This window comes from Streptomyces kryoterrae, from assembly GCF_054072135.1.
The window spans coordinates 6,409,466-6,433,908 of record NZ_CM133358.1 but is presented as its reverse complement, the minus strand read 5'-3'; the positions used below and the strand labels follow the sequence as shown (position 1 = coordinate 6,433,908).

27 protein-coding genes and 2 pseudogenes are annotated in these 24,443 nt (G+C 69.6%); 16 read left to right on the top strand and 13 right to left on the bottom strand.

Annotated elements, in window-relative coordinates; all coding sequences use genetic code 11:
- Nucleotides 1-71 precede the first annotated feature (71 nt).
- The 5 genes and pseudogenes from ACW4TU_RS28615 to ACW4TU_RS28595 form a co-directional block, all read left to right on the top strand.
- Nucleotides 72-773 (top strand): annotated as a pseudogene (locus ACW4TU_RS28615) (transposase); the annotation flags it as partial.
- 338 nt (nt 774-1,111) lie between these two features.
- Nucleotides 1,112-1,213 (top strand): hypothetical protein, encoded by a 102-nt coding sequence (locus tag ACW4TU_RS28610; protein ID WP_457430353.1) that lies wholly within the window; start codon nt 1,112-1,114, stop codon nt 1,211-1,213.
- A gap of 57 nt (nt 1,214-1,270) precedes the next feature.
- On the top strand, nt 1,271-1,411 hold the full coding sequence (locus ACW4TU_RS28605; protein ID WP_457417665.1) for a hypothetical protein: 141 nt from the start codon (nt 1,271-1,273) through the stop codon (nt 1,409-1,411).
- The gene (locus ACW4TU_RS28600; RefSeq protein ID WP_457417663.1) at nt 1,402-1,743 is read left to right on the top strand and encodes an IS3 family transposase; all 342 of its coding nucleotides are present in this window, start codon (nt 1,402-1,404) and stop codon (nt 1,741-1,743) included. The genes ACW4TU_RS28605 and ACW4TU_RS28600 overlap by 10 nt, the downstream gene beginning before the upstream one ends.
- Before the next feature lie 12 nt (nt 1,744-1,755).
- Entirely contained in the window at nt 1,756-2,154 is a 399-nt protein-coding gene (locus ACW4TU_RS28595; protein ID WP_457417661.1) for an integrase core domain-containing protein, read from the top strand.
- Between the two features lie 37 nt (nt 2,155-2,191).
- On the opposite strand, the gene ACW4TU_RS28590 is transcribed toward ACW4TU_RS28595, so the two are convergent.
- Entirely contained in the window at nt 2,192-2,860 is a 669-nt protein-coding gene (locus tag ACW4TU_RS28590) for an ATP-binding protein (protein ID WP_457430351.1), read from the bottom strand.
- 225 nt (nt 2,861-3,085) lie between these two features.
- Between ACW4TU_RS28590 and ACW4TU_RS28585 the strand changes: the two genes are divergently transcribed.
- From ACW4TU_RS28585 to ACW4TU_RS28560, 6 genes are all read left to right on the top strand, one after another.
- Entirely contained in the window at nt 3,086-3,934 is an 849-nt protein-coding gene (locus ACW4TU_RS28585; protein WP_457417659.1) for a helix-turn-helix domain-containing protein, read from the top strand.
- Nucleotides 3,931-4,161 carry a DUF397 domain-containing protein gene (locus tag ACW4TU_RS28580; RefSeq protein ID WP_457417657.1) on the top strand — a complete coding sequence of 77 codons (231 nt, stop codon included), beginning with the start codon at nt 3,931-3,933 and terminating at the stop codon, nt 4,159-4,161. The genes ACW4TU_RS28585 and ACW4TU_RS28580 overlap by 4 nt, the downstream gene beginning before the upstream one ends.
- Before the next feature lie 75 nt (nt 4,162-4,236).
- Nucleotides 4,237-4,842 carry a DUF5753 domain-containing protein gene (locus ACW4TU_RS28575; RefSeq protein ID WP_457417655.1) on the top strand — a complete coding sequence of 202 codons (606 nt, stop codon included), beginning with the start codon at nt 4,237-4,239 and terminating at the stop codon, nt 4,840-4,842.
- A complete protein-coding gene (locus ACW4TU_RS28570) occupies nt 4,842-5,660 on the top strand; it encodes a PIG-L deacetylase family protein (protein ID WP_457417653.1) in 819 nt (272 codons plus the stop codon). The genes ACW4TU_RS28575 and ACW4TU_RS28570 overlap by 1 nt, the downstream gene beginning before the upstream one ends.
- Before the next feature lie 93 nt (nt 5,661-5,753).
- A complete protein-coding gene (locus ACW4TU_RS28565) occupies nt 5,754-6,200 on the top strand; it encodes a hypothetical protein (RefSeq protein WP_457417651.1) in 447 nt (148 codons plus the stop codon).
- Nucleotides 6,201-6,244: 44 nt separating this feature from the next.
- A complete protein-coding gene (locus tag ACW4TU_RS28560) occupies nt 6,245-6,820 on the top strand; it encodes a hypothetical protein (protein WP_457417649.1) in 576 nt (191 codons plus the stop codon).
- A gap of 114 nt (nt 6,821-6,934) precedes the next feature.
- On the opposite strand, the gene ACW4TU_RS28555 is transcribed toward ACW4TU_RS28560, so the two are convergent.
- Nucleotides 6,935-7,543: a hypothetical protein gene (locus ACW4TU_RS28555; RefSeq protein ID WP_457417647.1), complete on the bottom strand. Its 609-nt coding sequence runs from the start codon at nt 7,541-7,543 to the stop codon at nt 6,935-6,937.
- Nucleotides 7,544-7,979: 436 nt separating this feature from the next.
- Here ACW4TU_RS28555 and ACW4TU_RS28550 point away from each other — a divergent pair, with 436 nt between their 5' ends.
- Both ACW4TU_RS28550 and ACW4TU_RS28545 read left to right on the top strand, forming a co-directional pair.
- Entirely contained in the window at nt 7,980-8,918 is a 939-nt protein-coding gene (locus tag ACW4TU_RS28550) for an endonuclease/exonuclease/phosphatase family protein (protein ID WP_457417645.1), read from the top strand.
- A 367-nt stretch (nt 8,919-9,285) separates the two neighbouring features.
- A complete protein-coding gene (locus ACW4TU_RS28545; protein ID WP_457430349.1) occupies nt 9,286-9,606 on the top strand; it encodes a hypothetical protein in 321 nt (106 codons plus the stop codon).
- A 216-nt stretch (nt 9,607-9,822) separates the two neighbouring features.
- Here ACW4TU_RS28545 and ACW4TU_RS28540 read toward each other — a convergent pair.
- Nucleotides 9,823-9,897, bottom strand: a pseudogene (locus tag ACW4TU_RS28540) (hypothetical protein); the annotation flags it as partial.
- On the opposite strand from ACW4TU_RS28540, the gene ACW4TU_RS28535 reads away from it, so the two are divergent.
- On the top strand, nt 9,866-10,354 hold the full coding sequence (locus ACW4TU_RS28535; RefSeq protein WP_457417643.1) for a protease: 489 nt from the start codon (nt 9,866-9,868) through the stop codon (nt 10,352-10,354). The pseudogene ACW4TU_RS28540 and the gene ACW4TU_RS28535 overlap by 32 nt on opposite strands.
- A gap of 142 nt (nt 10,355-10,496) precedes the next feature.
- On the opposite strand, the gene ACW4TU_RS28530 is transcribed toward ACW4TU_RS28535, so the two are convergent.
- The 7 genes from ACW4TU_RS28530 to ACW4TU_RS28500 form a co-directional block, all read right to left on the bottom strand.
- Nucleotides 10,497-11,246 (bottom strand): SDR family NAD(P)-dependent oxidoreductase, encoded by a 750-nt coding sequence (locus tag ACW4TU_RS28530; RefSeq protein WP_457417641.1) that lies wholly within the window; start codon nt 11,244-11,246, stop codon nt 10,497-10,499.
- Complete coding sequence (locus ACW4TU_RS28525; protein ID WP_457417639.1) at nt 11,243-12,214, bottom strand: fumarylacetoacetate hydrolase family protein; 972 nt, start codon at nt 12,212-12,214, stop codon at nt 11,243-11,245. The genes ACW4TU_RS28530 and ACW4TU_RS28525 overlap by 4 nt, the downstream gene beginning before the upstream one ends.
- 114 nt (nt 12,215-12,328) lie before the next feature.
- Complete coding sequence (locus ACW4TU_RS28520) at nt 12,329-13,267, bottom strand: VOC family protein (RefSeq protein ID WP_457417637.1); 939 nt, start codon at nt 13,265-13,267, stop codon at nt 12,329-12,331.
- Nucleotides 13,260-14,261, bottom strand: a complete 1,002-nt coding sequence (locus tag ACW4TU_RS28515; RefSeq protein ID WP_457430348.1) for an amidohydrolase family protein — start codon at nt 14,259-14,261, stop codon at nt 13,260-13,262. The genes ACW4TU_RS28520 and ACW4TU_RS28515 overlap by 8 nt, the downstream gene beginning before the upstream one ends.
- A 74-nt stretch (nt 14,262-14,335) precedes the next feature.
- Nucleotides 14,336-15,499: an FAD-dependent oxidoreductase gene (locus tag ACW4TU_RS28510; protein ID WP_457417635.1), complete on the bottom strand. Its 1,164-nt coding sequence runs from the start codon at nt 15,497-15,499 to the stop codon at nt 14,336-14,338.
- Nucleotides 15,500-15,662: 163 nt separating this feature from the next.
- Nucleotides 15,663-16,625 (bottom strand): cyclase family protein, encoded by a 963-nt coding sequence (locus ACW4TU_RS28505; RefSeq protein WP_457430346.1) that lies wholly within the window; start codon nt 16,623-16,625, stop codon nt 15,663-15,665.
- A gap of 11 nt (nt 16,626-16,636) precedes the next feature.
- Nucleotides 16,637-17,635 carry a fumarylacetoacetate hydrolase family protein gene (locus ACW4TU_RS28500; RefSeq protein WP_457417633.1) on the bottom strand — a complete coding sequence of 333 codons (999 nt, stop codon included), beginning with the start codon at nt 17,633-17,635 and terminating at the stop codon, nt 16,637-16,639.
- 120 nt (nt 17,636-17,755) lie between these two features.
- On the opposite strand from ACW4TU_RS28500, the gene ACW4TU_RS28495 reads away from it, so the two are divergent.
- Nucleotides 17,756-18,739 carry a LysR family transcriptional regulator gene (locus ACW4TU_RS28495; RefSeq protein WP_457417631.1) on the top strand — a complete coding sequence of 328 codons (984 nt, stop codon included), beginning with the start codon at nt 17,756-17,758 and terminating at the stop codon, nt 18,737-18,739.
- A gap of 308 nt (nt 18,740-19,047) precedes the next feature.
- Here ACW4TU_RS28495 and ACW4TU_RS28490 read toward each other — a convergent pair whose 3' ends face one another.
- From ACW4TU_RS28490 to ACW4TU_RS28480, 3 genes are all read right to left on the bottom strand, one after another.
- The gene (locus ACW4TU_RS28490) at nt 19,048-20,316 is read right to left on the bottom strand and encodes an MFS transporter (RefSeq protein ID WP_457417629.1); all 1,269 of its coding nucleotides are present in this window, start codon (nt 20,314-20,316) and stop codon (nt 19,048-19,050) included.
- A 546-nt stretch (nt 20,317-20,862) separates the two neighbouring features.
- On the bottom strand, nt 20,863-21,405 hold the full coding sequence (locus ACW4TU_RS28485; protein ID WP_457417627.1) for a hypothetical protein: 543 nt from the start codon (nt 21,403-21,405) through the stop codon (nt 20,863-20,865).
- A 108-nt stretch (nt 21,406-21,513) separates the two neighbouring features.
- Entirely contained in the window at nt 21,514-22,872 is a 1,359-nt protein-coding gene (locus tag ACW4TU_RS28480) for a DUF445 domain-containing protein (protein ID WP_457417625.1), read from the bottom strand.
- 203 nt (nt 22,873-23,075) lie between these two features.
- On the opposite strand from ACW4TU_RS28480, the gene ACW4TU_RS28475 reads away from it, so the two are divergent.
- The gene (locus ACW4TU_RS28475; RefSeq protein ID WP_457417623.1) at nt 23,076-24,416 is read left to right on the top strand and encodes an SGNH/GDSL hydrolase family protein; all 1,341 of its coding nucleotides are present in this window, start codon (nt 23,076-23,078) and stop codon (nt 24,414-24,416) included.
- Nucleotides 24,417-24,443 lie beyond the last annotated feature (27 nt).

Genomic DNA, 24,443 nt, shown 5'->3' with positions numbered 1-24,443 from the left:
TAAGGTTTCGATTCGTTTTACTGTCCACTCGGGCTCGTGCTGCGCTGCTGAACTGCGGTGCTTCGCGCCCGGTGGGCGGCAATGGCGGGCCGGAGTTGTTCGAGCTCACCGACACGCTGCTGTGCGTCGAGGGGCAGGTCACCTTGCTGGTGGAGTTGACGCTGGTGCCCGAGCACCAGCATGGTCACGGCGCTTTCTACGGAGCCTTCAACCACGGCCGGATCGACTTCGACAGGTTATGGGCCCTGTTGGCCGCCATGCCGCTGCCGCGCTTCGACGGTGACCCCTTGGTGCTCGCGGTCGACGTGTCACTGTGACTGCCCTCGGACGCGCCGCGCTCAGCGGACAGGTTGTTCTGCCATGTCTACGACCGGGCGAAGTCCGCCTCCCAGTTCCTCCCGTGCTGGCCGTGCTCCTTCGTCGCCGTTCTGAAGCCCGGCGCCACCTCATGGACCGGGGAACTTGGACGTGGTCCGGTTCGGGCCCGAGGACGATGCGACCGCGGTCACCGTCGCCCAGCTCCGCGCTGTGGTGGAACAGCTCATCGCGGCCGGCCAGTGGACAGCTGGGAACCCGGTCATCACGATCGTCATGACGCTGGCTATGACGTCACCCGTCTGCCCTGGGTACTGCGCGATCTCCCGGTCGAGCTCGTCGGCCCAATCCGCAGCGACCGGGTGATGCGGCTTCCGAAGCCGCCCCACGTCTACAGCCCCAAGGGCGGACATCCACCCAAGCACGGACCGGAGTTCCGCCTCAACAAACCCGAGACCTGGCCCGAACCGGCGATCACCACGGCCACCGACACCACCAACTACGGCAGGGCCGAAGCCCAGGCGTGCGACCGGGTCCATACACGGCTGGCCCACCACTCGGCCTGGCCGGAGCATGACGGTGAACTCCCCACCGTCGAAGGCACCCTGGTCTGCCTCAAAGACAAGTACCCTCCCAGGAGCGGGATGAGCTGCACCCTGTTTCGTGGAGTCCTTGATGCCAGGGTTGCGATCCCGGCGAAGGAGAACCACATCAGTGCCAGCGCCACGGAATACCCCGATGAACTGCGTGAGCGTGCGATCCGCGAGTCCGCGCCACTGGTCGTCCTGTCGCGCACATCGCGAAGGACCTCGGCATCCCCAAGGAGGCCCTGCGACAGTGGGTTCCGCCAGCCCGAGGTGGATGCCGGGTACGGGACGACCGGCCAATGAGATCCTGAAGGCGGCGTCGGTTTTTTTGCCCAGGAGATCGACCATCCCCGGACGAGGCCGAGCAGGTGATTGACCACCTGCGCGAGAAGGGCCTCGGGGTCGATCCCGTCTGCCGGGAGCTGAACTTGTCACCGTCGACGTGCTTCGCCCGCAAGAAGCGGCCGAAGTCGGCCCGCCGGCTCCGCGACGAGCAGCCATGGCGCTGATCGAGCAGATCCATGCGGAATCGGGCGGCGCCTATGGCGCCCGCCGGATCACCCGGGCCCTGCGGCGTAAGGACGTCGGCGCGGCCCGTTGCGCTGTTGAACGACTGATGGCCGAGCTGGGTCTGGAGGGCGTGATCCGTGGTCAACGTCGGCGGACCACCGTGGCGGAGCCGTCAGCACCCCGCCCGCCGGACCTGGTGGACCGCGACTTCACCGCATCACGGCCGGATCAGCTGTGTGTGGCGGACATGACGCATGTCCGCACCTGGTCGGGCTCGGCGTATGTGGCGTTCGTCCTGGACGTGTATTCGCGGATGGTCGTCGGCTGGTAGGTCGCAGGCCACATGCGGACCGAACTCCCGCTGGACGCCCTGGAGATGGCCCTATGGAGACGAAAGATCAAGACGGAGTCCGACCTCATTCACCACAGCGACCGCGGGTCGCAACATGTGTCGATTCGCTACACCGACCGGCTCGCCGACATCGGTGCCTCCGCGTCGGTCGGTTCCGACGCGGACAGCTATGACAACGCGATGGCCGAGGCGCTGAACGGCACCTTCAAGGCCGAGCTGATCGAGATGCAGGGCCCCTGGACCGGCTTCGATCAGGTCGAGCGGGTGATCTTCCAGTGGGTCACGTGGTACAACGAAGAAGGCCTTCACTCCGCGCTCAAATACGTACCGCCCGCCGAGTACGAACCCGACCTCTGGCGAAGCCAGGAGCAAGCCCCGCAGTCCGCCTGAGACAAGATCACCGGGCTCTACGAAAACTCGTGGCAGCTCACTCCACATCCAGAGGGCTCGACAGGGCAGAGCACCGGTGTACACCAATCTGCGCCTCGTAGCGAGTCTGAGCCTGGTCCAGAATATCCTCCGCATCGCAGCCGTGCGCCCGCAGCCAGAGCAGGAAGTCAGAGATAGCACCGACCATGGCGTCCTGTGCCACCACCACGCTCAGCTTGCTCGGTCTCGACACGCACACGTCTTTCGAAGTTGAGCAGAGGCCAAGCAGAGCCTCGGCCCGTGCAACGCCAGGCAGCGCTACATGACCATTCGGCGAAGCGAGCTTCGTCGACAGCTCGCACCACGTCACCTTCCGGTCAGCGAGGAGTTGGACCCCCCAGCGATCAGCCATACAGCTGATGAGCTCCATGCCCCGCCCCGATTCGGAGTTGACGTCCTCGCGGAGGAGCGTGGGCAGAGCGCGGGTGTCGGGATCATGCACTTCGATACGCAGGTGAGTCCCCTTCATGGAGACTGCGAGGGTGGTGGGAGTACCAGGACCGACGTGAGTGATCACGTTGGTGACGAGCTCGCTGACGCAAAGTTGGACCGCGTCGACGAGCTCGTCCAGGCCCCAGAGCCTCAAGTGGACCCTCAGAACTCGCCGCAGGCCGGCCACTTCCTCGGGCTCCGCCAAGAAGTGAAGGTCCCACGGCTTCCGTGACATACATGCTTGCCGGATCACGAAGACCCCTCTCGTCGCATGCCGTCTCCCCTGACCTCACGTGATCAGCGGAGCGTTGCACGCACTCACAGCGAGTTGCGTCACCGGAAGCATGGACCGGGCGTATCCCTTCATGCAATGTGCACGACGGGATTCCCACTTACGAGTGATTGGCAAGCAGCTCCCTTGGCGCAAGACTGAACGCCCGCTATCCGAAAGAGGGTTGAAGTGGCCGGTTCACCGACGGCACGGCGTCGTCGTCTCTCGATCGAGCTGAAGAAGCTCCGTGAGAAGAGCGCGTTCACGTGCGCCCAGGTCGGCGAGGCGCTGGACTGGAGCGGCTCCAAGGTCAACCGGATGGAGACGGGCAGCGGCAGGGTCCAGCCGTCCGACATCGATGCCCTGTGCCGGTTCTACGCCACCAGCGACGAGCTGCGCGAATTCCTCAAGTCGCTGGCTCGGCAGGCCAAGACGCGCGGCTGGTGGCAGGTGCACGGCGCCGGCGTCCCGGAGTGGTTCAACATCTACATCGGCCTGGAGCAGGACGCCTCCACGCTCCGCCAGTACCAGTGCGAGTTGCTGCCGGGCTTGATGCAGACCCCCGCCTATACGGCCGAACTCCACAAGACCGGCGCGCACATGTCCGTGGAAGACATCGACCGTGCGGTGCGTGTACGCATGGAACGCCAGGCCATGCTGACGAAGCCCGGCGCCCCCGACGCGTGGTTCATCGTGAACGAGGGCTCTCTGCGCAATGTCATCGGCGATCGGGCGTTGATGCGGGAGCAGCTTGAACGTGTCCTGGATGCCTGCGAGTTGCCGAGCGTGACCTTGCAGGTCCTCGCCTTCGATTCAGGCACCTACCCCGCGACCGGCTCTTTCACGATGCTCGGCTTCCCTGATCAGGCGGATCCGGACATCGTGTACCGGGACGGCATCACCGACGCCGTCTATCTTGAGGGCGAGCATCATGTCCGTGAGTACACCCGGGCCTTCGACGGCCTCAGGGCCGCGGCTCTGAGCCCGCAACGTTCCGGTCAGCTGATCAAGTCCGTCATGAAGGAATACGCAGGATGAGCATCGCAGGCTCCAACAGCGACGAACTCCCCGTCGACGGTCTCCTGACGTGGTTCACGTCGTCGTACAGCAATGGCGCGGGAGGCGAGTGCGTCGAGTGTGCGCTTGTTGGTGACGGCGCCCTGTTGCGCGACTCCAAGAGCGCTGGAGGTCCTGTGATCATTGTTCGGGGTCGGAACTGGCAAGCCTTCGTGCGAGCCCTGGGGCGGATGGAGTTGAACGGCTGACCATCTGTGGAAATCGGGCTCTGCCCGCCCCGTCCAGAGGGCCCAGCCCCACGCCGCTTCACACGAAGGCATACGGTGACCAGTTCAGTCCCCTGGCAGCAACGCCTGTCCACCGGCACAGCAGACGTCCAGAACGAGGTCGTCAGCCTCTACCAGCAGACGCGGCACAGCAAGGCCTACGTCCCCGCCATGATCTGGGGCACCCTCCAGACCGAGGCCTACGCGACCGTGATCCTCCGTAAGGTCGTCGACTTCCTCGACATCCCCGACGATGTGTCGGCGGGCGTGGCCAAGCGTCTGGAGCGCCAGCAGGTGCTGTACGACGGTGAGCACCGCTACGACGTGATCCTCGGCGAACAGGCCCTGTACACGTACGTCGGTGGGCCCGAGGTGATGCGCGAGCAGCTGGAACGTCTCCTCCGCGAGATCGACCTTCCCTCGCTCACCCTCGGCGTCCTCCCCGTCACCGCCGACGTCGGCATGGTCCCCGCGCACGGCTTCAACATGTACGACGACAGCCACGCCCACTACGAGCTCGTCTCCACCGGCGTGGACATCACCGACCCGGCCGAACTCGCCTTGCACAACAAGGCGTTCGGCCTCCTCAGCAGCGCTACTCACTACGGGGCCGACGCCAAGAAGTTGATCGAAAAGGCCTTGGCCTTCTGGAGCTACGCGTAGTGCTCCAACACCAAGGCGTACCCAGCCTCCTCGCCGTCTTCGCCCACCCCGACGACGAGTCCATCTCAGCCGGCGGCACCCTCGCCCGTCACGCAACCGCAGGCGCCCGCACCGCAGTTGTCACCGCCACCTGGGCCGCAGACACCCACCGCGCCACCGAACTCGCCGAAGCCCTCCGCCTCCTCGGCGCCGGCGCCCCCCGGATGCTCGGCTACGCCGATTCCCGCGTCCCCCGTTCCTCCCCTGGCAAGGCACGCTTCCTCGACGTGCCCCTCGACGAAGCCTTAGGTCGACTGGTCGCGCACATACGGGAGTTCCGGCCCGACATCGTGATCACCCATGACGCGTACGGTGGGCTGACCGGTCACGAGGATCATGTGCACACTCACCGGGTGACCATGCTCGCCTTCCAGGCGGCCGGACTTGAACGGCTCTACCCGGGGGCCGGTGAGCCCTGGCAGCCGAGCGCGCTGTACCTGGCCACGCATCCGCACTCGGCCATCCCGGTGTGGGGCGAGCACCTGGCACCTACGGGCAAGGCCATGCACAGCGTCCCGGACGAGCAGGTCACCGCGACCGTCGACGTCGGCCCCTGGCTGGAGCAGAAGGTCGCCGCCGTGCTGGCCCATCGCACCGAGGTGGCGCGGGGAGCCGGCCCCGGGCTGATCGCCGGGCTCTCCGGCGCCGAGCGGGAACGGCTGCTCTCCACCGAGTGGTTCAGCCGCCACGACCCCGTGTCCGCGGCGGCTGCACAGACGGAGACAGAGCTCACGGTGTGCGTACCTCCGACAGTGCGTACGGCTGGGTCCCCTTCCTGAGCCTCGCGCCTGCGGAACCGTTTCATCACACCCCGTGTCCTCCTTCGTGGAAGGTGGTTCCACGCCGCGGACCGCCTCTGGAGGGGGATGGTCATGGGGGAGATACGCGACGGGGCACGGATAGGGGCCTGGGCTGTTGTCGGGGTCATCGGCCTGGCGGTGTTGTACGTGATCGGGGCGTTCGCCTTCGGCGGCGCGATGTGGATCACCGCCCCGTTCCGGGGTGAGACGGACCAACGCGAGAACACCGTCGCCTCGGGCGAGTTCCGGCAGACCACGTACGAGGAGTTCTTCGATCTGTGCGTGGCCGTACAGAACGCCGAGGGGACGATCCAGGTGCTCCAGGAGGAGCGGAAGGCCGCTTCGGAGACTCGCACGACGCAGATCGACCAGTCGATCACCGCGCTGAAGGTCACGCGGATCGAGTCGGTCAACGAGTACAACTCGAAGGCCGCCCAGGAGCACCGCGCGCCCTTCCATGACAAGGATCTGCCGTACCGGCTGGATGCCGGCGCCGAGCACACGACGTGCACCAACTGATCCCAGCTCATCCCCATTGCATCCCGGGAAGAGGGCAGCACGGCATGAAGAAGTTCGTACGCATGGCCCTGGCCACCGTCGTCGCGCTCGTTGCGGGCCTTGCCCTGACGTCCTGCACCGACGACACCAGCCAGGACAAGGAGAACGCGGCCAAACAGGACAACTACGACCACCTCGTGGCGCTGCAGCCGGCGGGCCGCATGGAGTACTCGCCGACCCGCGAAGCGATCAACCAGTGGGTCAAGACGTGGGGGCAGCGGGGCAAACTCTCGTACGTCTACATCCAGAACGCCAAGGGCGAGTACGGGTACTTCATCATGAAGGGCCTGCCGGTGCCGCGCTGCAAGATGCTCACTCCGACGGAGAGGGTGGAGTCCTACGGCGAGGGTGGTGTCGCGGTCCTCCCACAGCCCGGCATGGACGGCACGTACACGACGGGTTCCACCTGCAACGCCTACTACGGCTTCGACGCCACGACGGGCGCGTACATGGAGTTCACGGTCGGCACGAACCAGTCGTTCTTCCTGTTCGACAAGCCCATGACGTTGCCGGAGTACACCAGTGCCAGGCAGTTGGGGCCGACCTCGGTGAAGGACGTCAAGGTCGGGAAGCAACCTTGACATGTACGACCCGGTAGGTCAGGTCCAGTTCCTTATACCCGCCTCGGCATGGCTGGCCGTGTCGAGGCGGGCCAAGTGCTTGTCCAGGTGTGCTTGTTGGGGTCGGACGCCAGGTCACCGCACCCCGGGCCCCGCCATCCGCAGGCTCGGTACCAGGCGCAGGAAGGCGATTTCCGTCCATTCCAGGGCGAAGCTGCCTGGGGGGAAGACGGTGACGTCCTGGAGGTTGTTGTCGTCGTCGATCGACCCGATGCACCCACGGCCCGTGGCCGCGCCGTAGAACAGAATCCGGTCACCACTCAGCGCCGCGATCTGCGTCCAGTCCGTCGCGAAACTCCCCTCCGGAATCACCGTCACATCCCGGAGCACGTTGTCGTCGTCGATCGAGGCGACACACCCACGGCCCGTGGCCCCGCCGTAGAACAGAATCCGGTCACCACTCAGCGCCGCGATCTGCGTCCAGTCCGTCGCGAAACTCCCCTCCGGAATCACCGTCACATCCCGGAGCATGTTGCTGTCGTCGATCGAGGCGACACACCCACGGCCCGTGGCCGCGCCGTAGAACAGGATGCGGTCGCCGCTGAGCGCCGTGATCTGTGTCCAGTCCTGGGCGAGACTTCCCGCAGGAATCACGGTCATGTCGTGAAGACTGTTGGTGTAGTCGACGGAACCGATACACCCACGGCCCGTGGCCGCGCTGTAGTACAGAATACGATCTGACATTACGTCACCCTTTCCAGGCTGTGTCCGCGTCTGTTGAGCGTCGGACGAAATGAGTGATTGAGGCGGCCAGTTCAGGCGGCATGAGGTCTCCGCGAACCGCGGCAGCGGCAGCGGTGTACCGCAGGGAAACACCGGAGAAGACGTTCAGTTGCTGATGTCGCTGAATCTGGCGGGACACGCCTCTGCGACAGACGGCCCCCGGCCCTCTTCGCACCGTGCCGCTTCTGCGAGCGCGGGATCCGGCCCCGATACCCGCGGCCGGCATCAAATTCTTTTCCAGTCTCTTTTCCAGTCTCTTTTCCAATTATGGGCACCGTCCGACAAACCATGCGAGTCGGGGAGCCGACGGCTTGGGGTTGCGGGTCAGGTCCGTTGGAGGAAGCTGGGACTACGGGGGGTCGAGTCGCAGGTCTCACCCCGTTTCCGGAGGTCCCAGATGACCACTCTGCGATTGGCCACGTTCAATGTCGAGAACCTCTTCGCGCGCTGGCGCTTCGCTGACGACGTGAATCCCGCGGATGCCAATACGCGGGGCTGGATAGTCGATCAGACCCGTTTCGTCGAGCTGGGCCAGGATGACAAGGCCATCACCGGGGCCGCGGTGCACGAGATCGACGCGGACGTGCTCGCACTCCAGGAAGTCGAGAACGTCGACACGCTCAAGCACTTCCGGGCCCGCTCGCTCGGTGGACGCGCGAAGTATCCGTACGTTGCCGGGGTGGACGGAAACGACCCTCGGCTGATCGACGTGGCCGTCCTCTCCAAGCTCCCGATCACCCACATCCGCTCCTACCAGCACTTCCTGGACCCTGTCAGCCCCACAGCGACCCTGTTCTCCCGGGACTGCCTCGAAGTCGACGTGGAGGTGGGGACGGGTCTCTCGAAGAGGACGGTGACGATCTACGTCAACCACTTCAAGTCGATGATCGGGGGCCGGAAGGAGACGCGGCCGAAGCGGGAGCGCCAGTCCGCGAAGGTCATGGAGATCGTCACCGAGCGCTTCGGTTCCTCCCCGGGCGGCAGTCCGTTCGTGGTCGTGGGAGATCTCAACGACTACATGGCGACGGACGCGGACGGAGGTCCGGGCATAGCCGATCTGGTCGAATGGGATCAGGTGGAGAACGTCGTGGCCCGTCTGCCCGAGGCGGATCAGTGGACCCACTACTGGGCCGGCGGGAACGAATACCGGCAACTGGACTACATGTTGCCGTCGGCGTCGCTCGCCGCCGCGACCGTCGCGGTACCCGAAATCTTCCGCAAGGGAGTGCCGCTGCGGGCTGTCCGATACACGGGCCCTCGCTTCATCGGCGTCGGATTGGACAACCCCAAGGCTTCCGACCACTGCCCGGTCGTCTTCCAGCTCGAGGTCGCCTGAGGTGCAACTCGCGCGCCCGCCCGAGGGGCGTGTCGGCAACCCTTCCCGTGGCGCCGACTCGGCCGGGGGCGTTCAGCCAGACCCGGCCGAGCGGTCGAGGAACGGTCCAGGTCCGCTCGTGTCCGTATCGCCACCGCTCTCGACCCCCCTCTGGACGGCGATGGCGCGGGCGACCGTCCGGTACGCCTGGTGGTCGATGCCGGGCGGCGCCGTGACAGGCACCTTGGCCGGTGCCGTCGAGGGTGCGGTGGCGGGACTCAGCGCGGTCGCGGGCCCGCCGGACCGCCACCCCGCCCGACGAGGAGCCCAGGATCACGAGTTAGCCTCGCCCGTACCGCACGACCGACGCACCAGGAGGCAGGCCACCATGGCGAAGACGACGAAGGTTCCCACGGCGCTCGTGGCAGCCGGCGGGCTCGTCGGCGGGTACGCCGTCGCCCGCTGGAGCAGGAACCGGCAGCTCGGCGGGACCGTGCTGGCCGTCGCGGGGACCGTCGCCGCCCAGCGCTGGCAGGAGCAGGCGGGCGTGACGGCCGCCGGGGCGCTGACCGTCGCGTACGCCGCCGCCTTCGCCGGATCGCACCCGCTGGCCAAGAAGGTGGGCGCCTGGCCCGCCGTGTTCGGGGTCGCCGGAGCCGTCGCCCTCGCCTCCTGGGCCGTCGCCGACCGGCACCAGGCGCTCCGCTGAGGTGCGGTGAGGTTGCCGGGGCGCCGTGAGGTGCCGTGAGGTGCCGTGAGGTGCTGCGGCGCCATCGGGGCTGGTCGCGCCCACGCGGCGGAGCCGCATATCGATACAGCCCCGCGCCCCTTGGGAGGCCTGCGGCCCCTCCAAGGGAGCCCATCCGGTGGTCTGGAAGGCCCTGCGGTAGGAGTACGGGCTCGTCCCCACCACCCGTTTGAAACGGTCCCGGAACGCCGTCGGTGACCCGAACCCCGTCTGGGCGGCGATGCGTTCAACGGGGTGCGTCGTCGTCTCCAGCGGGTGCCGCGCCCGCCGCACCCGCCGCACCCGCACCCGCCGCACCCGCGCCCGGTGCAGCCACTCCAGGGACGTGGTGCCCGTCTGTTCGCCGGCGCTGGAGACCGTACGGCTCCTGCATCGGATCTGCCGGGTGTACGCCGGGGTCGGTATCGCCGTACCCGCCTTCGGGATCGCCACGACGACCAGCATGGGGGTGATGGGTGACACCTGGCTGATCGTCTCCATGGCACTGACCGTGGCGGCGGCGATCGTTCTGGTGGTGCTGGTGCTGCCACGCCAGGAGAGCGTTCAGGAGACGCTCCTCGAAGGTGCCGCGAGCCGCGCGGACCGGGCGACGACCGCGACGACCGCGACGACCGTTCAACTCGCCATGTTCACCGGCGTCTTCAACCTTCCGTGGGCCACGATGACGATCCTGATGATCCTCCGCCCCGGCTCCACCACGGCAGCCTGACCCACAGCGCCGCCGCGCCAGATGACGCACTCGCCGCACGCCGGGATCGTGTGCTGACCAGGGGCGCGTCGGGCGGGCAGGGACCACGGTCCCTGCCCGCCCATAGAGCCCACTGACGTGTCTGTCGTGCGTGGTCGCCGGTTCAGGCGTCCGCGCGCAGGGCGTCCGAGATCGACTTGGCACCGCCGTGTGCGGTGAGGCCGCCGTCGACCGGGATCTCGGCCCCCGTGATGAAGGACGCCTCGTCGGAGAGAAGGAAGGCGACGAGCGGGGTGATCTCGTCGACGGTTCCGGTGCGGCCGAGCGGTGTCTCGCGGATGTTCGCCTCGCGGAAGGCGGGCGCCGCGGAAGCGGTCATCTCCGTCTCGATGAAGCCGGGGTGGACGATGTTCACGCGGATACCGGCGGGCCCCAGTTCCATGGCGGCGGTCCGCGACAGGCCGCGCAGCGCCCACTTGCTGGCCGTGTAGGCGACCGGGTAGTGGCCGGTGAGCGCGGCGGACGAGCCGACGTTCACGATCGAGGAGCCGGGCGGCATCAGCGGGGCCAGGTGCTGGATGCCCAGCAGCGGGCCGGTGACGTTGACCGCGTGGACCCGGGCCATGTCCTCGGGGCGTACGTCGCCGATCCTGGCCCGCCAGGTGACGCCCGCGTTGTTGACCAGGCCGTGCACCTGGCCGTACGACTCCCTTAGCTCGGCGGCGAGTTCCGCCCAGTCCTTCTCGCTCGTGACGTCGAGACGGCGGCAGCCGGGTGACTCCGTGACGTCGACGGCGATCACCTGGGCGCCCTCGCGGGTCAGCGCCTCGGCCTCCGCGGCGCCCTGGCCACCGGCAGCGCCCGTGACCACGACGACCCTGCCGAGGAGCCGTTGGGGACGGAGGCCGGTCACGGCCGCTCCCTGGTGCGGCGGCGGGCGACGGGAACGGTCACGGGCTCCGCGCCGGCCACCACGGTGTTGGAGACCGAGCCGATGCCCTCGACGGTGAGGGTGACCGTGTCGCCGGGCTTCAGGGGAGGCGGGGACTGCTCACCCCGTACACCCCACAGCTCGGCGAGGCAGCCGCCGTTGCCGCAGGTCCCGGAACCGAGGACGTCGCCGGGGCGGACGACGGTACCGCGTGAGGCGTAGGCGGTCATCTCCTCGAAGGTCCAGCTCATGTTGGACAGCAGGTCCTTGCCGACGACCTCGCCGTTCACCGAGGCGGTGAGGCCGAGCCGCAGGAAGCCGTCCCCGTCGCGGTACTTCTCCAGCTCGTCGGCGGTGACGAGGTACGGACCGAGCGTGGTGGCGGTGTCCTTGCCCTTGCAGGGGCCGAGGCCGACCTTCATCTCGGCGGACTGCAGGTCGCGGGCCGACCAGTCATTGAAGACGGTGTAGCCCACGATGTGGTCACGGGCCTGCTCGGGGGTGAGGTCGCGGCCCTCCTTGCCGATCACGGCGGCGACCTCCAGCTCGAAGTCGAGGACCCGCGAGCCCGGGGGCACGGGTACGTCGTCGTGCGGCCCGTACATCGCGTAGGGGTTGCCGAAGTAGAACGTCGGGGCCGCGTACCACCGCTCCGGTACCCCGGCGGCCCCGTCCACGGACCGCCGTACGCCCTCGACATGCTCCTCGAAGGTGACGAAGTCCCGCACGGTGGGCGGCTGGAGCGGCGGCAGCAGTCGTACCTCGGAGACATGGGGACCGGCCGGGACGTCGAGGACCGCGGAGCCCGCGTCGAGCAGCCCGGGCAGGCCGCCTCCCTCGGCGAGCAGGCCGGTCAGTGAGCTGACGCCGGGCAGGGCGTGGAGCGTGCCGTCCTCTTCGGCGACGGCCACCTGGCGTCGGTCGCGGTATTCGTACGTGGCGAAACGCATGGCGGTTTCCTGTCGGCTGTCGGCGTGCGGGGTGGGCACGAGGGCCGGGGGCGCGGCATGGGAGTCAGGGCAGTGACAGGGCCACCGCGCCCCCGGGGACTCGGGGCTCGCCGATCAGACCGGCGGGGCGACGAACACGCCGCGGTCGACGTCGTTGAAGGACTCCTTGGTGACCAGCTCGTTCATGGGGTTGGCGGTGCCCCACTGGTCGGTGACCTCGGGCTTCGAGAAGTCGTAGACGTGCGGGTGCCAGGTGTCCTCGTCCAGCAGCTCCAACTCCGTCGTGTACTCGACGGTGTTGCCGTGCGGGTCGAGGAAGTAGGTGAAGGTGTTGTCGCCCGCCATGTGCCGGCCCGGCCCCCAGATCTTCCTGAAGCCGGCGCGCATCACCCGGCCGGAGCCGCGCATGTACTCGTCGATCCCGCGCATCTCGAAGGAGATGTGGTGCAGCGAGGTGTGCGGGCCCTTGGCGATGGCCATGGAGTGGTGCTGGTTGCTGATCCGCATGAAGTGCATGACGTCGCCGATGTGCGGATGGCCGAGCGTGTCGGACAGGCGGAAGCCGAGGTGCTCCTCGTACCACTCCTTGGTCCGGTCCAGATCCGGCGAGTTGAGGACGACGTGCGACAGCTTGACCGGGATCGACTCCTTCTCCTCGATCCTGCGGTGCTGTCGGACCTCCACGTCGGCCAGGACCTCGATGGTGCGCCCGTCGACGTCGAAGAAGCGGAAGCCGTAACCGCCGCCGGGCGTTTCCGCCTTGCCCGGCCGGGAGATCAACTGCACTCCACCGGCGAGGAGTTGTTCGGCCAGCGTGTCGACGTCGGCCGGGCTCGCGGCGCCGTAGGAGACGAGGTCGAGGCGCTTCTCGTCGGCCTCGCGCAGCCGTACGACGTACTGCTCGGGGCTGCCTTCGGCGGCGAGGAAGGAGATGCCGGAGTCCTCGGCGACCTTGGTCAGGCCCCAGACGCCGGCGTAGAAGTCGAGTTGTTTGTCGTAGTCGGGTACGGCGAGGTCGACGTGTCGGAGGTGGGTGAGCAGGCGGTTACTCATGGGGGGATCCCTCTCGGACGAGGTTGAGCAGGGCGGCGGCGTTTCCGCCGCGGATGGAGTGGAAGTCGGTGTCGGCCAGTTCGGCGGCGCGCAGTGCGCCGAGCGGGTCGTCCGTGCCCATGTCGAAGGGGAAGTCCGAGCCGAGCAGGACCCGGTCGGCTCCGACGTTCCGGATCAACTCCCGTAGTACGTGCGGGTTGTGGACGAGGGAGTCGAAGTACAGCTGCTTCAGATAGGTGCTCGGTTCCCGCGCGCAGCCCCGGGCGTCGGGGCGGACCCGCCAGGCGTGGTCGGAGCGGCCGATGTGGGTGGGCAGGTAGCCGCCGCCGTGCGCCGCGATCAGCTTCAGGCCCGGATGGCGGTCCAGGACGCCGGAGAAGATCAGGTGGGAGAGGGCGACCGCGTTCTCGGTGGGCTGGCCGACGGTGTTGGACAGGTACCACTGGTCCAGGCGATGGTCGAGGGTGCAGCCGAACGGGTGCAGGAAGAGAAGGGCGCCCGTCTCCTCCGCACGGGACCAGAGGGGTTCGTACGCCGGATCCGACAGCTCGTGGCCGGGCGCGTGCGAGGAGATCTCCACGCCCCTCAGTCCCTGGTCCAGGGCGTGGTCGAGCAGGTCGGCCGCGAGGCCGGGATGCTGGAGCGGCACCAGGCCCAGGCCGTGCAGCCGGTCGGGAGCCTTCGCACAGTGTGCGGCGGTGCCCTCGTTGGCCAGCCGGCAGACCGTCTCGGCCAGTTGGGGCTCGGCCCAGTAGTGGTAGTGGGACGGCGAGGGGCTGACCAGTTGGATGTCCACGCCCTGCGCGTCCATGGCCACCAGGCGCTCCGCGGCGTCCGTCAGTTTCGCCGCGCGGGCGCCGACCATCGGACCGTTCACGGCCAGGGCCGCCGGGCCGTTGCGGCGGGCGTCGAGGGCGCGGGCCTCGGCGAGGCCGGGGTGGCCCGCAACGGCCTCCTCGACCTCCGGGAGCAGAAGGTGGGCGTGGACGTCGATGGTCGGCGCGGAGGATGCGGTGGACGCGGCGGTGGACGCGGTGGACGCGGTGGACGCGGTGGACGCGGTGGCGGTCACGGGCGCTCCTTGAGGAGGTTCATGGTGCGGCCGACCAGCCCGGGCATGTCGGCGTCGCGCACTCCGTCCAGCTGCCACTGGCCGATCTGCATGGACGCCGCGACGACGGTGCGCACCCGGGGGATGCGGCGGTCGTGGAACGCCTGGAGCAGCTCGCCGTCCCAGTCCCGTCCGCTGGTGAGCAACTCGGCGAGGACGAGGGCGTCCTCCAGGGACATCGCGGCGCCCTGGGCCAGGGTGGGCGGGCAGCAGTGGGCGGCGTCACCGATGAGCACGACCCGGCCCCGGTGCCAGGAGTCCTCGACCAGCAGGTGGTCGAACCTGGTGTAGTTGACCTTCTTCGGGTCGGTGATGTGCTCGGTGATCTCCGGCCAGACCCCGCCGTAGCCCTGCGCCAGGCGGCGCATCTCGTCGGCGTAGGTGGCCGGGTCGATGGAGGCGCGGTCGCGGCACCCTTCGACGAGGTACGCGTAGATGGTGTTCTCACTGGTCGGGCAGTAGCCGGCGATGTAGGCGGGGCCACCGTAGGCGAGGTCGGTGCGTGTCACGCTCTCGGGCCGCGGGGCGGCGATGCGCCAGATGGCCATGCCGGTCGGCTCGGGTCTGTCCGTGATGCCGATCGCGGCGCGGGTGGCGGAGTGGAGACCGTCGGCGCCGATCACCAGGTCGTAGCGGCCCTCGCTGCCGTCGCTGAAGCGCACCGAGACGCCGTCGGCGTCCTGGTCCAGCGATTCGGCGGTGGTGCCGAGGCGGACGTCGGCACCGGAGGCGCGGACCGTGTCGATGAGGAGCTGCTGCAGCTGGGGGCGCTGCATGCCGAGGGTGGCGGGCAGGTCCTCCCCGCCGGTCTGGATGTCCTCGGCGACGAACAGGACGGTGCCGTCGGGGGCCGTCACGCCCAGCGAGCCGAAGGCGTATCCGGAGGCTTCCACCTGTTTCCACACGCCCAGTTCGCGCAGGACCCGCAGGGCGTTGCCCTGGAGGGTGATGCCGGAGCCGGTGGTGGCGTTCCAGTCGGGCCTGGCCTCGATCAGGTCGACCGCGATGCCGGCCCGGCGCAGCAGGATGGTGACGGCGTTGCCCGAGGCGCCTCCGCCGATGACCAGGACGGTGGGTGTGCCCCCGGGCGGAGGCTGGGGGAGAGTGCGGCTGTCAGCCATGTCGGGGATTCCTCCCGGGGTTGGGCCGCGCGGCTTCGGGCGGCGGGGGCTGCGGCTCGCCCGCGGGGAGCACGGGCCGGAGGTGGGGACGGGGGTGCGGGGCCGGATGCGCCGCTCCTGTCCGGGGAACGGCGTATCCGGCGGTTGTGCGGGTTTGTACGGGTTACTTGACGGCGATCGGGTTGACCGGGGAGCCGACGGCTCCGGTGATGGGGAGGGGAGCGGCGGTGAGCCAGAACTCGTACACGCCGTCGTCGGCGCAGTCCGCGGCCAGCGCGTCGAGGTCCCACATCTCGCCGATCAGCAGACCCATGTTGGGGATGACGACCTGGTGCAGCGGCTGGAAGGCGTTGTCGAACTCGTTGGGGCGGACCTCGAAACCCCAGGTGTCGGTGGCTATCGCGGCGATGTCGCTGCCGTGCAGCCATCCGGCGGTGGTGAACGACAGGCCGGGCGCGGGACCGCCCGCGTAGTCGCCCCAGCCGTCCCGCCGGGCGCGTGCGAGCCGACCGGTGCGGACCAGGACGATGTCGCCGCGGCCGACGGTCACCCCATGGGCCTCGGCGGTCGCGGTGAGGTGCTCCTCGGTGATGGCGAACCCGTCGGGCAGTTCGCCGTCCGTGCCGACGACCAGGCCCACGTCGAGCAGCGCGCCGCGGCCGGCGACGTACGGCGCCATGTGCTCGATGCCGGTGACGAGGTCGCCGTCGGAGGTGACGACCTTCTCGGAGTCCCGGCCGTTCCATGCCTTGCCGTGGTCGAAGATGTGGCCGAGCCCGTCCCACTGGGTGGAGCACTGCAACGGCATGGCGATCACGTCGTCGGCGCCGCCGATGCCGTGCGGGAAGCCCTGGTTGCCGAGGGCGGCGTCGGTGCCGGTGTCGAGCATGGTGTGCACCGGGTTGGTGCGCCGGCGCCAGCCCTTCTGCGGGCCGTTCATGTCGAAGGACTGCGAGAGCGAGAAACTGACGCCGCGGCGGACCAGGGCCGCTGCCTCGCGGCGCTTGGCCGCGTCGAGGAGGTTCAGGGTGCCGAGTACGTCGTCCTCGCCCCAGCGCCCCCAGTTGGAGTACGCCTTGGCGGCCTCGGCGATCGCGCCCTCCGGGTCGCGGCGGTCCAGGCTCATGCCGTTCCCGCTCATGCCGTTCCCTCTCGTGCCGTTCCCTCCGCGACACAGCGGGTGCGCTGCACGCCCAGACCGGTGATGGAACCCTCCATGACGTCTCCGTCGCGCAGCAGGCGTCCCCAGTGGATGCCGTTGCCGGCCGGACTGCCGGTCAACACCAGGTCTCCGGGCAGGAGTCGAGCTGTCTGCGAGGCGTACGACACCAACCGGGCGACCCCGAAAAGCATGTCCTTGGTGGACTCGTCCTGCATGGTCTCGCCGTTCAGCCTGAGCGTGACCCGCAGGTCACCGGTGTCGGCGATCGACTCGGCCGGTACGAGCCACGGGCCGAGCAGTGTGAAACCGGGAGCGTTCTTGCTGCGCAGCCAGTCGGTGCCGATGGCCTTCATGTCCCGGCGGAACACGGTGGCGCGGTCGGTGAGGTCGTTGGCGATGGTGTATCCGGCGACGTACTCCAGGGCCTCCTGGACCGTCACCTGGTAGGCGGGCTTGGCGATGACGGCCGCCAACTCCAGCTCCCAGTCCGGCTTTTCGGCCCACGCGGGCAGGACCACGTCGTCGTAGGGGCCCGTGATCGCGCTCGGCAGACCGATGAACACGTACGGCAGGTCCTCGGCGGCCCGGTGGTCCATGACCGCGGCGATCTCCGCGCGTGCCTCCTCGACGGTGCGGGGGTCGTCCGGGGAGCGGTGGGCGACCTCCAGGTCGATCACGTGCTGCCGGTAGTTGGCACCGGACTGGAAGATCTGCCGCGGCTCGATGGGGGCGTGCACCTGCACGCCCCCCAGCGGACGCCAGGCGAGGGCGTCGTCGTCCGCCAGGGCACGCAGGAGCGGGAGGGTCTCCTCCCACCGCTCCACCACGGCGCGCAGACCCGACGGCGCCCAGTCCAGGGTGCTGCGCAGATCCAGTACCCGGTCTTCGACCAGGAGGCCGGGAAACGGCTCCCCGTCCTGGTCGGAGAACGTGCCGAGCGCGAACGGGCCGGCAGGTTGCGCGAGCGTTGCCATCAGATTTCCTCCTGCTGGGTTGCGGTCTACTCTGACCCTGATCGGCCAATCACGGAAATCAATCCTGTGGATGCGTCGAATCCATGCCATGGATGACTCTCGCTGCTAGGCGGTTGCCCGGTGAACCTGTCCCGACTCGACCTCAATCTGGTCCTCGCCCTTCGCGCGCTGCTGGAGGAGCGCAATGTCACCCGGGCCGGCGAGCGCATCGGCCTCAGCCAGCCCGCCATGAGCGCCGCACTGTCCCGGCTGCGCCGCCATTTCGACGACGAATTGCTCGCCCGGACCGGCAACGCCTACGAGCTGACCCCGCTCGGCGCCGCCCTGCGCGACCGCAGCGCCACCGCGTGCGACCTGCTGGAGCGGGTCTTCGCCAGCCAGGCCGACTTCGACCCGGCGGCGGAGAGCCGCGAGTTCACCCTGCTCGCCTCCGACTACGGCGCGGCCGTGTTCGGTGCCGCACTCGCCCGCGCCCTGCACGAGGAGGCGCCCGGCATCCGGCTCACCTTCCAGCACCCGGCACCGTCCGTCGTGGAGAACACCGCCGCGGTGCTGAGCACCGTCGACGGACTGCTGATGCCGCACGGCGTCATCGACGGCTTCCCCGCCGTCGACCTCCACCAGGACCGCTGGCTGTGCCTGGTCGCCGATGATCACCCCGAGGTCGGTGACGAACTCACCCTGGACCAGCTGGGGCGTCTGCCCTGGGCCGTCTACCAGCGTCCCTACGACGCCCCGGCCGCCCGCCAGCTCAGCATGATAGGGATCAGCCCCCAGGTGGAGGTGTCCGTGCAGACCTTCCAGTTGCTGCCCCTCATGGTCGAGGGCACCCGCCGGATCGCGATGATCCAGGAGCGCCTGGCGCGCAAGGCGGTCCGCTCCGCCGCGGTACGCGTCCTGCCCTGCCCCTTCGAGGCGGTACCGGTGCGGGAGGCGATGTGGTGGCACCCGGTGCACGCTCAGGACGCGGGCCACATCTGGCTGCGTCAGAAGGCCGCGGAGGTCGGCGCGACACTGGCGGGCAACGGCTACAGCGGCGGCAAGGGCCCGGAAAAGGCCGGCTCCGCCGAACAGGGCGCCGGGCCGCCGCAGAGTCAGCTCTGATCCGGCCCGGCGGCAGCCCGTGAGTGACCCATCCACGGCGGTCGGCCCGCCCGCCCTCAGGCCAACCGCACCGGCAACGGCCGGGCATCGACGGCGGGCCGCCGCAGAGTCGACTCTGATCCGGCCCCGCCGCAGCCCGTGAGTGACCCATCCACGGCGGTCGGCCCGCCCGCCCTCAGGCCAACCGCACCGGCAACGGCCGGGCATCGACAGCACCCACGCGACGGCGGGCCGCCGCAGAGTCGACTCTGATCCAGCCCCGCCGCAGCCCGTGAGTGACCCATCCACGGCGGTCGGCCCGCCCGCCCTCAGGCCAACCGCACCGGCAACGGCCGGGCATCGACAGCACCCACGCGACGGCGGGCCGCCCACAGCCCCGCCGCGACGAGGGCGGTGGCCAGCCCCAGCAGGCCCACCGCACCGGCGAGACCGCCGACCGCCGACTCCCCGGCGAGCAACACCAGCGGGCAGACGAACGCACCGCCGAAGAAGGCCGCCGTCCACAACCCCGTCCCACGCCCACGGTCCTCGAACGACAGCCGGGACATCGCACTGGTCAGGAGGGCCGGCAACAGCATGCCGGTGCCCACACAGTTGACCACCGCCCCGATGACCAGCAGCGGTGCGCTGTCCGCGAGGAACATCACTCCGAAGCCGACCGCGCAGACCGCGAGAACGGCGGGCAGCATCGGGTCGGGAGAACGCTGGAGCCGGGCGAAGGTGACCGCTCCGCCCACGGTGGAAGCACTGGCGATCGCGGTGGTCAGACCGATCACGCCGGGGTTCTCCACCCCGAGGTCGTCGAGCAGGTACGCCATCTCCACCGGGACGGTGTAGAAGACCATCGCCCCGAAGAAGGTGAGGGCACAGATACCCGCCAACCGCCGCCAGGGGAACGAACGGCGGGCCTCCGCCTCGGCCGGGGCCTCGTCGCCGGCCGCGCGGGCCGCCGGGTTGGGCAGCACGGTGGCCATCAGCGGGGCGAGCACCAGGCTCACGGCGTACACCCAGAACGGCACACGCCAGCCCGCCGATCCGGCGACGCCGCCGATCACGAAGAAGACGGTGGCCGACGCCGAGGCGCACATCGTCTGCAGGGCGAGGTACTTCACCCGCTGCTGCCCGGAGTAGTAGTCGCCGATCAGCGTCGTGCAGCAGGTCATGATCGCCGCCTCGGCGACCCCGACCAGGGCGCGGCTGGCGATGATCGCGCCCAGCGAGTCCAGCCACAGCGGTGCCGTGCCGAACAGCGCGTACAGGACGGTCGCCACGACCAGCAGGCGCTTGCGGCCCACCCGGTCCACGATCACGCCGGCGAACGGAGCCAGCAGCGCCAGTGCCAGCGCCGGAACGGTCAGCGCGAGGGGCACCAGCGCCTTGGCCCCCGGGACCGACGCGAAGTGGTCCTGCATCCTCGGCAGCACCGGGGCGATCAGCACCGCCCCCAGGATCGGCAGACAGCTGCCCGCCATCAGAAGGGTCACCCGCAGCAGATGGGCCGAGCCCGACACGGCGACGGCTGACGGAGTGGGGGCATCGACCGCGGCGGGAGGCGGCGGGGGAACGGAACCGGGCATGGCGACTCCAGGGGACGGTGTAAGGGAGCGGGCATGCCTCACGGGCGCCGACGACGCACGGCATGCTGGGGAGTTCGCACGCCGGCGGTATCCGGACAGCGGCGTGCGGTAGCGACGACTATGGGGGTGCCGAGGCGCCGGGGCCATCCCCAGCGCAATCCGAATCCCGTATCCGGGCTATCCACGCCGTGGATGGGACGGACAACCGTCACGCAGACGGAAGACGTGCACAGCCGTACCGCGCGCGAACACGGCGAAGTCCCGGAACCCGGTCGCCCCGGCCCCCGGGGCACCGCCCGCAGCACCCGGGCCGGCAGCCGGCACGCTCGCGCTCGCGCTCGCGAGGGGGCTTCAGCGGACAGGCGGCGCCAGAACACGCCGGTAGACGGCGACGGCAACGGCGCGACGGCAACGACCGCGACCACCATGCACATCACCGTCGGTCGTTCATCCCGCTGACCGACCACATCGCGGCACCGCGCCTCGCGATCGACGACGACGAGACGCTCACAGGCCCGGTGGGTGGTTACGGTGTGCGGTGTCCTGTCACCACCGTTCCCGGCGCACCCCCGCGTCTCCTCCGGCCTCACTGCCGACAGACCGGCAGGCCGACACCAGCCCCTCCATCGACTCCTCGTCCTCCACCCGGAACGCGCGCCCCACCCCCGCCGCGACCAGCACCCCCGCCGCGATCACCAGCGTGAAGAAGGCCCAGGTCAGGGGCCAGGCGTTGGCGAAGCCGTCGGGTGGGCCGGGATGGGTGCGCAGGGAGACGTACATGAGGGCCGCCGGCGGGACCGCGATCAGGAGCAGCGGCCAGCCCCGGCTGTCGCGGTGGCCGAAGTAGGCGGCCAGGAGCAGCAGCAGGACGCCCAGGGCGACGACCCCGACGCCCGTCACCGGGGTCGTCTCCTGCGTGGAGCCCGCGCTCTCCGCCCGGTTGCGCAGATCCCAGGGGACGCACTCGACGTACGCCGCCGAAGCGACGGCGGCGCCGATCGCGCGCGTCAGCCAGCGCTCGGCCCAGGGACGTGTCCCCAGCGGCCCGAGCAGCTTCCCGGTGGTGCCGTTCCCCGTTGTCTCGGTCATACGTACGAGGGTCACCTGCCCGAAGGCGGTCCGACAGAGTACGCGTACTCAGGTGCGGGTACTCAACCGCGTGCCCAGCCGAGCACGCGCCCGCGTACCAGCCGCCGGCTACACCCCGACCGCCCGCGACACCACGTAGATCAGCAGCCCCGCCAGTGAGCCGACCACCGTGCCGTTGATGCGGATGAACTGCAGGTCACGGCCGATGTGCGCCTCGATCTTCCTCGTCGTGTGCGCGGCGTCCCAGCCCGCGACCGTGTCCGTGATCAGGGAGGTGATCTCGCCCTGGTAGGTCGTCACGACGTACACCGCCGCGCCCTCCACCCAGCCGTCCACCTTGTTCTGCAGGCCGGAGTCGACCGCCATCCGGGAGCCGAGCGACAGCAGCGACGCCCGTACGCGCAGCCGCAGCTCACTGCGCTCGTCCTCGGCCGCCGAAACGATCATCGAGCGTACGGCCGTCCAGGCGGACGCGATCAGGTCCTGGACCTCGCCGCGCCCCAGCACCTCGGTCTTCAGCCGCTCGACACGCGCGCGCGTGTCCGTGTCCGACTGGAGGTCGGAGGCGAAGTCGGTGAGGAAGCGGTCCAGGGCGCCGCGCGCCGGGTGGGAGGGGGCGTCGCGCATCTCGGTGACGAAGCGCAGCAGCTCCTTGTAGACGCGCTCGCCGACCCTCTTGTCGACGAACTTGGGCGTCCAGCCGGGCGCGCCGCCCTGCACGGCGCCCATGACCTCGTCCTCGTGCAGGACGAGCCAGTCGTGGGCGCGTACGCAGACCAGGTCGACAACCCGTTTGTGACCGCCGTCGGCGACGACCTTCTCCAGCATCTTCCCTATGCCGGGCGCGATCTCCTGGGCGTCGGCCCGCCGGGTGATGGCCTCGCCGACGACCGCCTGGACGTCGGAGTCGCGCAGGACGGTGAGCGCCCCGCGCAGGGCCGCCGACAGCTCCGCCGTGACACGGTCGGCGTGCTCCGGCTCGGCGAGCCACGTACCGAGGCGGCCGCCGATGCCCACGGCCCGCAGCCGCTGCCGTACGACATCCTGGGAGAGGAAGTTCTCGCCGACGAACTCGCCCAGCGAGACGCCCAGTTGGTCCTTCTTGGTGGGGATGATCGCGGTGTGCGGGATGGGCAGGCCGAGGGGATGACGGAAGAGTGCGGTGACCGCGAACCAGTCGGCCAGCGCACCGACCATGCCCGCCTCGGCCGCCGCGGCGACATACCCCGTCCAGGAACCGGCGCCCTGTTCACCGGCCCACTTGGCGAGGACGTACACGACGGCGACGAAGAGCAGCAGCCCGGTCGCCGTGAGCTTCATACGGCGCACCCCGCGTTGGCGCTCCTCGTCGGCGGGGCTGAAGGAGGTCATGGCGCGGCCCGGGACCGCACCGTCCGCCGACCCCGTTCCCGTCGGATCCGCCCGTTCCGTTCGGTCGATCCGGTCCGTTCGTTCCGTCCGTTCCATTCGCTCCACTCACTCCACCGTTCAGTGATCCCTCACACATTGTCCCTTCCTGACCGACTCCCGGAACGGAACAAGAGTTCCCCGCGTATACCCGGAGAGAGCCGATCCGAAGGATCGGGCCGGCTCGCACAGGCCCATCCCGCATCATGGGCACAGCCCACCGGAGCCCCACGCTCCCCGCCGTACGAGGAGTCACGCATCCCATGACCAGGCGCCACGGTTATGGCCTGCTCGCCGCGATGATCACGCTCGTCGTGGCCGTGTCGGCCGCCATATACGTCGGGGCGACCCTCGACGACGGCAGCCGGCGCGCACGGTCCGTCGGCCAGGCCCGCGGCGACTCGGGCAACGACGTCGCCCCCGCGTCCGCCGGCGCCTGGGTCGGCACCTGGGCCGCCTCCCCCGTCGAGGGCGAGCCCGGCACCGAGGTCCAGGGCCTGGCAGGCCGCTCCCTGCGCAACGTCGTGCACACGGCGGCCGGCGGTACGAGTGCCCGCGTCACGCTCTCCAACCTCTACGGCAAGCAGCCCCTGACCATCGCCCACGCCTCGGTCGCCGTCGCCGCCGCCGAGAACAGCGCCGCCGCCGACGCCGGCACCATGCGCCGGCTCACCTTCGGCGGCAGCCCGTCGGTGACCATCCCGGCCAGGCAGCAGATCGTCAGCGACGCCGTCCGGATCGTCGTCCCGCGCGACAGTGACGTCCTGGTGACGACGTACGCCGCGGTCCCGTCCGGCCCGGTCACCTACCATCCGAACGCCCGGCAGATGTCGTACGCCGCCGTGGGCGACCGCACCGAGGATCCCCACGCCACGGCGTACACCGAGCGGATCGAGGCCTGGCGGTACGTCACCGCCCTGGACGTCCTCAGCGACCAGGCCAACGGCACGGTCGTCGTCCTCGGTGACTCGCTCACCGCCGGCAGCAAGTCGAGCGTGGGCACCAACAGCCGGTGGCCCGACGTCCTCGCCGACCGGCTGCACACGGCGGCGGAGTCCGGCGCGGACGTGCCCCGCTACAGCGTCGTCAACCAGGGCATAGGCGGAAACCGCGTCCTGCGCCACGGCGGCGTCGGGGTGCCGGCGCCCAACGCGAGCGGACTGTCACGGTTCGGACGGGACGTCCTGGGCCGTACGAACGTCAAGGCCGTCGTGATCGACCTGGGCGTCAACGACATCCTGCGCGCCCACGACCCCAGGGCCCTGCGGGCGTCCTCGATCGTCTCCGGGCTGCGTGAGCTGGTGGACGACGCGCACCGGCGGGGGCTGCGGGTGGTGGGGGCCACGCTGATGCCGTTCGGCGGGTTCCACGGGTATTCGGCGACCACGGAGGCGCTGCGGCAGGCCGTGAACACGGAGATCCGGAGTGGGCGGGTGTTCGACGCGTACGCGGACTTCGACAAGGCGCTGCGGGATCCGTACGACCCTCTGCGGTTCCGGGCGGACTACGACTCCGGGGATCACCTGCATCCGAGCGACAGGGGGTACGCGCGGATGGGGGACGTGTTCGACCTGGAGGACCTGAAGGGGGCGGCACCGGCCTAGCTCTAGGGGGCTGGGGGCGCCTTCGAG

What these genes read in the sequence shown, in the direction of transcription:
- ACW4TU_RS28595 (WP_457417661.1), top strand. Translation starts at nt 1,756, where the DNA reads ATGCGGACCGAACTCCCGCTGGACGCCCTGGAGATGGCCCTATGGAGA.
- ACW4TU_RS28565 (WP_457417651.1), top strand. Translation starts at nt 5,754, where the DNA reads ATGGGGGAGATACGCGACGGGGCACGGATAGGGGCCTGGGCTGTTGTC.
- ACW4TU_RS28485 (WP_457417627.1), bottom strand. Translation starts at nt 21,405, where the DNA reads ATGACCGAGACAACGGGGAACGGCACCACCGGGAAGCTGCTCGGGCCG.
- ACW4TU_RS28490 (WP_457417629.1), bottom strand. Translation starts at nt 20,316, where the DNA reads ATGCCCGGTTCCGTTCCCCCGCCGCCTCCCGCCGCGGTCGATGCCCCC.
- ACW4TU_RS28545 (WP_457430349.1), top strand. Translation starts at nt 9,286, where the DNA reads ATGGCGAAGACGACGAAGGTTCCCACGGCGCTCGTGGCAGCCGGCGGG.
- ACW4TU_RS28535 (WP_457417643.1), top strand. Translation starts at nt 9,866, where the DNA reads ATGCGTTCAACGGGGTGCGTCGTCGTCTCCAGCGGGTGCCGCGCCCGC.
- ACW4TU_RS28600 (WP_457417663.1), top strand. Translation starts at nt 1,402, where the DNA reads ATGGCGCTGATCGAGCAGATCCATGCGGAATCGGGCGGCGCCTATGGC.
- ACW4TU_RS28510 (WP_457417635.1), bottom strand. Translation starts at nt 15,499, where the DNA reads ATGGCTGACAGCCGCACTCTCCCCCAGCCTCCGCCCGGGGGCACACCC.
- ACW4TU_RS28480 (WP_457417625.1), bottom strand. Translation starts at nt 22,872, where the DNA reads ATGGAACGGACGGAACGAACGGACCGGATCGACCGAACGGAACGGGCG.
- ACW4TU_RS28505 (WP_457430346.1), bottom strand. Translation starts at nt 16,625, where the DNA reads ATGAGCCTGGACCGCCGCGACCCGGAGGGCGCGATCGCCGAGGCCGCC.
- ACW4TU_RS28475 (WP_457417623.1), top strand. Translation starts at nt 23,076, where the DNA reads ATGACCAGGCGCCACGGTTATGGCCTGCTCGCCGCGATGATCACGCTC.
- ACW4TU_RS28555 (WP_457417647.1), bottom strand. Translation starts at nt 7,543, where the DNA reads ATGTCAGATCGTATTCTGTACTACAGCGCGGCCACGGGCCGTGGGTGT.
- ACW4TU_RS28550 (WP_457417645.1), top strand. Translation starts at nt 7,980, where the DNA reads ATGACCACTCTGCGATTGGCCACGTTCAATGTCGAGAACCTCTTCGCG.
- ACW4TU_RS28590 (WP_457430351.1), bottom strand. Translation starts at nt 2,860, where the DNA reads ATGTCACGGAAGCCGTGGGACCTTCACTTCTTGGCGGAGCCCGAGGAA.
- ACW4TU_RS28500 (WP_457417633.1), bottom strand. Translation starts at nt 17,635, where the DNA reads ATGGCAACGCTCGCGCAACCTGCCGGCCCGTTCGCGCTCGGCACGTTC.
- ACW4TU_RS28580 (WP_457417657.1), top strand. Translation starts at nt 3,931, where the DNA reads ATGAGCATCGCAGGCTCCAACAGCGACGAACTCCCCGTCGACGGTCTC.
- ACW4TU_RS28520 (WP_457417637.1), bottom strand. Translation starts at nt 13,267, where the DNA reads ATGAGTAACCGCCTGCTCACCCACCTCCGACACGTCGACCTCGCCGTA.
- ACW4TU_RS28560 (WP_457417649.1), top strand. Translation starts at nt 6,245, where the DNA reads ATGAAGAAGTTCGTACGCATGGCCCTGGCCACCGTCGTCGCGCTCGTT.
- ACW4TU_RS28525 (WP_457417639.1), bottom strand. Translation starts at nt 12,214, where the DNA reads ATGCGTTTCGCCACGTACGAATACCGCGACCGACGCCAGGTGGCCGTC.